Here is a 6,416-nt window from a genome sequence, read left to right as displayed (position 1 = left end):
AGGTCCGTCCGTGCGAGCCCCTCCCCTCGGCCAACCACCCCGCCGGACCCTCGACCCCGCCTCCGGGCCGCCGGAGGCATCCTCATGCAAAGCGCCGCCACCGGCACAGGATGACCGGCCCCGGCGCGGAGGCTCCGGAGTCGCGCGTCGCCGGGCGCGACGATCGGACGAGGGGGGTCCTTGCCGTTCCCGGCCTGCTCCCTCGCCCGGACAGCCGGACGTCAGCGCCGATCGGGTCACGCCTCGGAGCGGGCTCGGCGGTCGATCCGGACCTGGCGTTGGGCGACCACCGCTTTGAGCGGAATGATCGCGATCCAGCACAGCATCCCGGCTGTCGGAGAGAGGAACGCGATGGGGACGGTGGCCGCGAAGATCGCCGCGGATGCGCCGAGGTCGGCCATGTTCAGACGCCGCAGAGCTGCCGATGACGGTACGTCGGCGCCTGCGGGAGTGCGGCGGTGTGCGCGCCGGAGCAGAGCGAGGTGCACCGCGTTGACGGCGGCGGCGCCAGCGGCGTACACCGCCACAGCCAGCGGCTGCGTGTAGGCGTACTCGGCGAGGACGGCCGTGGTGAACGGCATGAGCGCCACCAGCGCGAGCCCGAGCAGCGCCAGGTGGACCACCGTGTCGTCGGTATCCGGCGTAGCGGTCAGAACGTAGTACTGGTCCCGCCAGAACTGAGCCAGCACCGCGAAGCTCAGCGCGTAGGCGCCGAGGTTCGGCAGCGCCTGCCGCAGTTCACTGTGGAAGTCCTCGGAGCCGAGTCCGGGCGGGATGGAGATATCCAGCACCAGCAGAGTGAGCGCGATGGCAAACACACCGTCGGAAAGCGCGGCCAATCGAGTGTCTCCCCGACCTGGCCGGCCACTGGTCCGCGGTGATTTGTCCACCCCACGCACGGTAGAGGCACCCCCGGCCAGTCCCCCACTCTCCACGCCGCGCAGGCCTGCCCGTCACCCCACGGGCTGCTCAACAACGCGGAGAAGGTTCTCGGAGCCTCCCCCTGAGTGGCGGCATGCCGATCACTGGATCTGCCTGATCCTCGATCCGGAGGAAGCGAGAACACCACTCGGGGGGCTTCCTCTCCCCTGCCTACGGGAGCGGCAGGGCTGTTGTCGTGCCTGAAGTGCTCCGCTCCTCAGGACGATCAGGCGCCGTTCGCCTCTCCGGCCTTGATGCCTGCGACGAACGCCGAGAACGCGGCTGTGGAGACAGTCAGCGCCGGGCCGGTCGGGGTCTTCGAGTCACGCACGGGGACGACGCCGCGTGAGGCGGCGAAGTTGGTCGCAACCTCAACGCAGTTGCCACCGTTGCCACTGTAGGAGGACTTGAACCAGCGCGGGGATTCGGTCGTCACGGTGAGCCCTTTCGAAGCTGATTGATCATGTCCACGGACGCCGCCGGCGACAGCGCCACGCCCTGAAGTTGATGGTACGCCGTCAGCATGGGCATCACGGATGCGCTCTCCCGGTCGAGATGCCCCTGCGCCTGAGACTCGGCGTAGCACATCACAGATCGGTCAGCAAGAGTGAGCAGATTGACCGGGAGGTTGAACGCGCGCCGAGCGCCTAGGGTGGAAGGCGCGACCTGAATAATCCAGTTCGGACGAGCGGCGACATCGACGAGATGCTGAAGCTGCGCGTCCATTACCTCCGCGCCTCCAACAGCGTGGCGGAGACAGCTCTCATCCATCACCACGAACACCATCGGTGGTCGAAGACGCTGGAGCGCCGCTTGGCGGTCCGCCAGATACGAGACTCGCTCCGCAGCTTGGTCAGAAGTGATGGAGCCACGCTCCACGTGACCGTCTTCCTGAGCCTGCGCGTACTCCGGTGTCTGAAGCAAGCCGGGAATGATTCCGACCTCGAAGAGCCTGATCTCCACCGCGCGGCCTTCGTACCCGACGTACTCAGGAAACCCTTCCAGCAGGATGCCGTGCTTGATCTCGCGCCACTCCCGCTCGAACGAATCAGCGGTTCCCTCGGTGCCGAACGCTGCGTCAAGCGCGATCGAAAACCGCCGAGTCGGAGACTTGTGACAGGTTTCCACACCAGAGATGTGGCGCCCGCTGTATCCGATGCGCACACCCAAGTCGTCCTGCTTCCACCCCCGTGCCTCGCGCGCACTGCGCAAACGCGCACCGAAGGCCGCTTCCGGGCCTGCTTCAGGGTTCAGATCCTTACGGTTGACCAAAGTTCTCTCCGTCTGCAGAACGTTGAAGACCCTCCGACTCTAGACCACTCTGTGACTCCTTGGTGGTGAAACCACTACAGAGAGGAGTCATCATGTCCGGTGCCGCGCCAGGCGGTTACCCCCACATCCCCGACCCGGACATCAGCGTCACGGCTGGCTGTGAGGCATGCGCCCAGCTGCACGCACCGGCGCAAGACAAGGAACAGGCCGGCGACCACTCCGCCGCCACCGACTACCGGGTCCTGCTGCGTCGACACCGTGCCAACTGCGCCCCCGGACGGATCTCGTGACGAGCCCGGAAGAGTACGCCGGCCCGCCGGATGGCTCCCCCTCGGCCGCCGAGCACACGCGCAAGACGGTCACCGCCGAGCCAGCGGTGACGTCGGACGTGCCTCTGTCGGAGCTCTTCCGCCGACTCGCGGAGCTCGGGGCCGAGATCACCGACCACTTGAAGCGATTGGGACACGCATGAGCGAGACGTACGCGCTCCGACGCTTCACGGTCGTCTTCGACGCCGAACCGGACGCCGAGCCCGTCACGTACAGGATGCAGTGCGCGGTGTGCGACGAGTCCGGCCCGACCGTCGAAGTCGACGAACCCGACAAAGAGCCGCGCGTCGGTGCGCGGATCGAAGCGGCCCGCGAAGCGTCCGCGTGGGTAGACCAGCACCGTTCCGCCAACCGGGAGCACTTCACCTACCGCCTGATCGAAACGCACCCCTGCCGTCTGGCACCCGGGGAGTGGGAACGGTGAGGTACCTGGCAGCGCACGTCCTCCGTTACGCCGGACCCCTTTTCGTCATCGTCGTCTCAGCGTCCTGCGGCTTCGTACTCGGCGTGGCTGCCTCCGGTTTCCCCCGCTGACCCCCGCCCCTGCCGTGAAGGCCCGCCTGGGTTCTCGCACCACCAAACCCCCGACAGGGGCGGGTACCACGGGCCCGCGTACGGCGCCGCATCACCCGCCGGTCATCAGGAGCTCGCTCCGGCGGAGTGCGGATGGTGGTTCGACTCCACCCGGGCCCACCTCCCACCCAGGACGGCTCGCCTGAGTCACTTCCACTGACGGAAGTTGTCGTTGATGATGTTCGCGTGACTCATCGCGTCAGCGCTCTGATCTCGACCTTCGGCGTCCTCGCCAGCGTAATGCTGCTTCTGTTCGCCGTTCGTGAGTGCCGTTCAGGTGGGTCGGCCCTCTGGCTCGTGGCCGGATCTGTGATCTTCCTCAGCGCCTCGTACACGCTCGTGCGGGACGTGCGGCGGCTCCGCACTGGGCCGACCACCTGACACCTGCACCCAGGGCCGAACCGACCCCCGCCTTTGCAGAGTTGATGGCAACAGTTCTGGCTCTACATGGCCAGTCAGGTGAGGTTGTCCACCCGCGCCGACGCGGTGCCCTTGGGGGTCCCAGCGAGCAGACGAGGTCCTCACCTACTGCTCCCTGGACGGCTTGCAGGACGCGTTACCCCTGTGAGCCGGGCGCCCATCGTCAACGAGAGCGGGGACAGCGGCGGTGAGCAGAGTCGCGCCAGCAAGCACGGCGGAAACGATGATCTTCATGCGGTGACTTAACGCGGTCGGAAGACTGGAAGTGAATCCACGCGGACAGTTCGGGTTCGTTGAACAAGCGACCGGCCTCCCGATCACGGCCGCCATCGCCGACTGCCTCGAAGGGGGAGGATTGTGACCCAAACCGCTGAGGACGGCCCTCAACACGTTGGAGCCCGCGTGGAGATGGTGCGTCGGATGGACCAGGGCGGTGTGGTGCTTCCCACCCGCCTCGCCGAAGCCTTCCTGAACACACCTCGGCACCCGTTCGTCCCCGTCTTCTACCGCCGCGAGGCCGAGAAGTTCGTTCCCCAGCACAGCGCGGACGGCGACCTCCCACGCTGGCTGTCCGAGGTGTACGCGGACGACTCCCTCATCACGGAGGTCGACGGCGTACACGCCGAAGACGCAGGCGCAAGCACCGTGGAGGGCGTGCCCACATCATCCTCAACGGCGCCAAGTCTCATGGCCGACATGCTCGACGCCCTCGACGTACGACCCGACACACGGATTCTCGAAGTCGGGACCGGCACGGGCTACAACGCAGCCCTGCTGTGCAACCTGGCAGGCGCCGAGAACGTCACGACCGTGGACTACTCCGAACGACTGACACGCACGGCGCAGGCCCGACTCGAAGCCCTCGGACTGCACCCCGTCGTCCACCACGGAGACGGCGCGCAAGGCGCGCCCGCGCACGCTCCGTTCGACAGGATCATCGCCACCTGCTCGGTACGCCGAATCCCAGCGTCATGGTTCGACCAGCTGGCGCTGGACGGCATCATGGTCGTACCGATCAAGGGGGCACTCGCCGGCGGAATGCTCGCGCGGCTCAAGAAGCGCCCAGACGGCACGGCAGCCGGACACATCCTCCACACCCCCGCAGCCTTCATGCCACTGCACTCCGGCCAGCAACAGCGCCGCCCCGTTCCGGAGCCGACCGGCGGCACGAGTCGCCCCTCCGAACTCTCGGGAAGCGTCCTGGACGACTGGACGTTCTCGTTCTTCGCCGAGCTGCACCTCACCCCGACCACCCTCCGCGAGTACCACCGCGAGGCGGACGGCTCACACGTCACGACCCTGTTCGACCCCCGGGAGGGCTCCTGCACCCGCGTGACCGACCAACCCGAAGCACCCACCGCGCGAGTCCAGGCCTCCGGCCCTCGGGACCTCTGGGCTCCCATCGAGAAAGCGCACGACCACTGGCTGAGTCTGAACCGCCCCCGCCGCGAATGGTTCACGATCACCGCCACCCCGGACATGCAGACCGTCACGTACACGGACCCAACCGGAAGCCTGCACCACTGGGCCCTGTAGCCCCGAGCGCTTCGCCAGTCGGCGCGGAACTGCCCCCGGGCCACCCCGCGTGCGCGGGCAGCAGAGTCCACGGGGTAAGGATGCACTCACCTTCTACGGACCGTCCCCGCGTGCGCGGGGAGCAGTGGCGGTGGTGTCTCCGTTGTCTGGGGTGCGGGGGACCATCCCCGCGTGCGCGGGGAGCAGTGCCAGGGCTGCGGCAGCAGCCGCGTTCAGGCTGGACCATCCCCGCGTGCGCGGGGAGCAGGCCGGCCCGGAGATCCTGGGCCACCGCGACGGGGGACCATCCCCGCGTGCGCGGGGAGCAGTCGCAGGCAGGCTGTGGCTCCCTCGGGGCCTGGGGACCATCCCCGCGTGCGCGGGGAGCAGCCGTCAGCACAGACGTCGCCTGCACGCCGTCCAGGACCATCCCCGCGTGCGCGGGGAGCAGCTCCGCCGCCGCGGCCTGCCAGGCGCGGGAGTGGGACCATCCCCGCGTGCGCGGGGAGCAGTCCGGCGAGTTCGTGTACTTCAACGACGACATGGGACCATCCCCGCGTGCGCGGGGAGCAGCGGATCGCCTCGCGCAGACGACGGGCGCCCTGAGGACCATCCCCGCGTGCGCGGGGAGCAGTTCGGGCTCGACGACCTGGTTGCGGCAGGTGGTGGGACCATCCCCGCGTGCGCGGGGAGCAGCGCAGGATCGGGAGGTGCTCCGCGCCGTCGTAGGGACCATCCCCGCGTGCGCGGGGAGCAGGTTGACCCCCTCAACCGCCCCTGACCTGCGGAGGGACCATCCCCGCGTGCGCGGGGAGCAGATCATCCCGCCCAAGCCAGCGCGGTGGACGTCGGGACCATCCCCGCGTGCGCGGGGAGCAGGGGGAAACCCGGAAACCCGCAGGTCAAGCGCGGGGACCATCCCCGCGTGCGCGGGGAGCAGAGCGCCAACCGGCCCGCGAGGGACGGTCCGTCGGGACCATCCCCGCGTGCGCGGGGAGCAGCTGGTCGTGCTCGCCGACGTGTCGGTCGACAGGGGACCATCCCCGCGTGCGCGGGGAGCAGTCAACCGCGACCCGGCAGACCGCCTCCCAGACGGGACCATCCCCGCGTGCGCGGGGAGCAGCAGGCGGAGACAGACCAGGCGCCCTCGTCCGCGGGACCATCCCCGCGTGCGCGGGGAGCAGCGGACTTGTCGGAGGGGGGTGTGTTTCTCGGTGGGACCATCCCCGCGTGCGCGGGGAGCAGAAGGCGTGAGCTGGGGTTTTATGTGGCGGGGAGGCGGTTTTTACTCACTTTCACGGAGTCCGACAGAAGGGATAGAACGGTCATCTGGTTGTCCATGGGGTGGTGGGCCGGTCAGCGGCGGCCGTGGCGGCGGCGTTGGGC

General features: G+C 68.7%; 6 protein-coding genes and 1 CRISPR repeat array. Of the genes, 3 read left to right on the top strand and 3 right to left on the bottom strand.

Annotation, left to right across the window (positions count from 1 at the left end; all coding sequences use genetic code 11):
• Window positions 1-236: 236 nt before the first annotated feature.
• From GL263_RS18935 to GL263_RS18925, 3 genes are all read right to left on the bottom strand, one after another.
• Window positions 237-839, bottom strand: coding sequence for a TMEM175 family protein (locus GL263_RS18935; RefSeq protein ID WP_228456641.1), 603 nt, complete (start codon window positions 837-839; stop codon window positions 237-239).
• Window positions 840-1,147: 308 nt separating this feature from the next.
• Window positions 1,148-1,357: a DUF397 domain-containing protein gene (locus tag GL263_RS18930; RefSeq protein ID WP_182856917.1), complete on the bottom strand. Its 210-nt coding sequence runs from the start codon at window positions 1,355-1,357 to the stop codon at window positions 1,148-1,150.
• Window positions 1,354-2,193 carry a helix-turn-helix domain-containing protein gene (locus GL263_RS18925; RefSeq protein WP_182856916.1) on the bottom strand — a complete coding sequence of 280 codons (840 nt, stop codon included), beginning with the start codon at window positions 2,191-2,193 and terminating at the stop codon, window positions 1,354-1,356. Before GL263_RS18925 ends, GL263_RS18930 begins: the two co-directional genes overlap by 4 nt.
• Before the next feature lie 92 nt (window positions 2,194-2,285).
• Between GL263_RS18925 and GL263_RS18920 the strand changes: the two genes are divergently transcribed.
• From GL263_RS18920 to GL263_RS18910, 3 genes are all read left to right on the top strand, one after another.
• Entirely contained in the window at window positions 2,286-2,483 is a 198-nt protein-coding gene (locus GL263_RS18920; RefSeq protein WP_182856915.1) for a hypothetical protein, read from the top strand.
• 178 nt (window positions 2,484-2,661) lie between these two features.
• The gene (locus tag GL263_RS18915) at window positions 2,662-2,946 is read left to right on the top strand and encodes a DUF7848 domain-containing protein (protein WP_182856914.1); all 285 of its coding nucleotides are present in this window, start codon (window positions 2,662-2,664) and stop codon (window positions 2,944-2,946) included.
• A 977-nt stretch (window positions 2,947-3,923) separates the two neighbouring features.
• The gene (locus tag GL263_RS18910) at window positions 3,924-5,051 is read left to right on the top strand and encodes a methyltransferase domain-containing protein (RefSeq protein WP_182856919.1); all 1,128 of its coding nucleotides are present in this window, start codon (window positions 3,924-3,926) and stop codon (window positions 5,049-5,051) included.
• Window positions 5,052-5,147: 96 nt separating this feature from the next.
• Window positions 5,148-6,275: a CRISPR direct-repeat array (repeat unit 29 nt; unit sequence GGGACCATCCCCGCGTGCGCGGGGAGCAG).
• Window positions 6,276-6,416: the final 141 nt, after the last annotated feature.

The sequence above is a fragment of the Streptomyces durbertensis genome (assembly GCF_014156695.1).
In the GTDB taxonomy this organism is placed as follows: domain Bacteria; phylum Actinomycetota; class Actinomycetes; order Streptomycetales; family Streptomycetaceae; genus Streptomyces; species Streptomyces durbertensis.
Note: the sequence above shows the minus strand (reverse complement) of the source record. Positions and strands in the feature narration are given on the sequence as shown.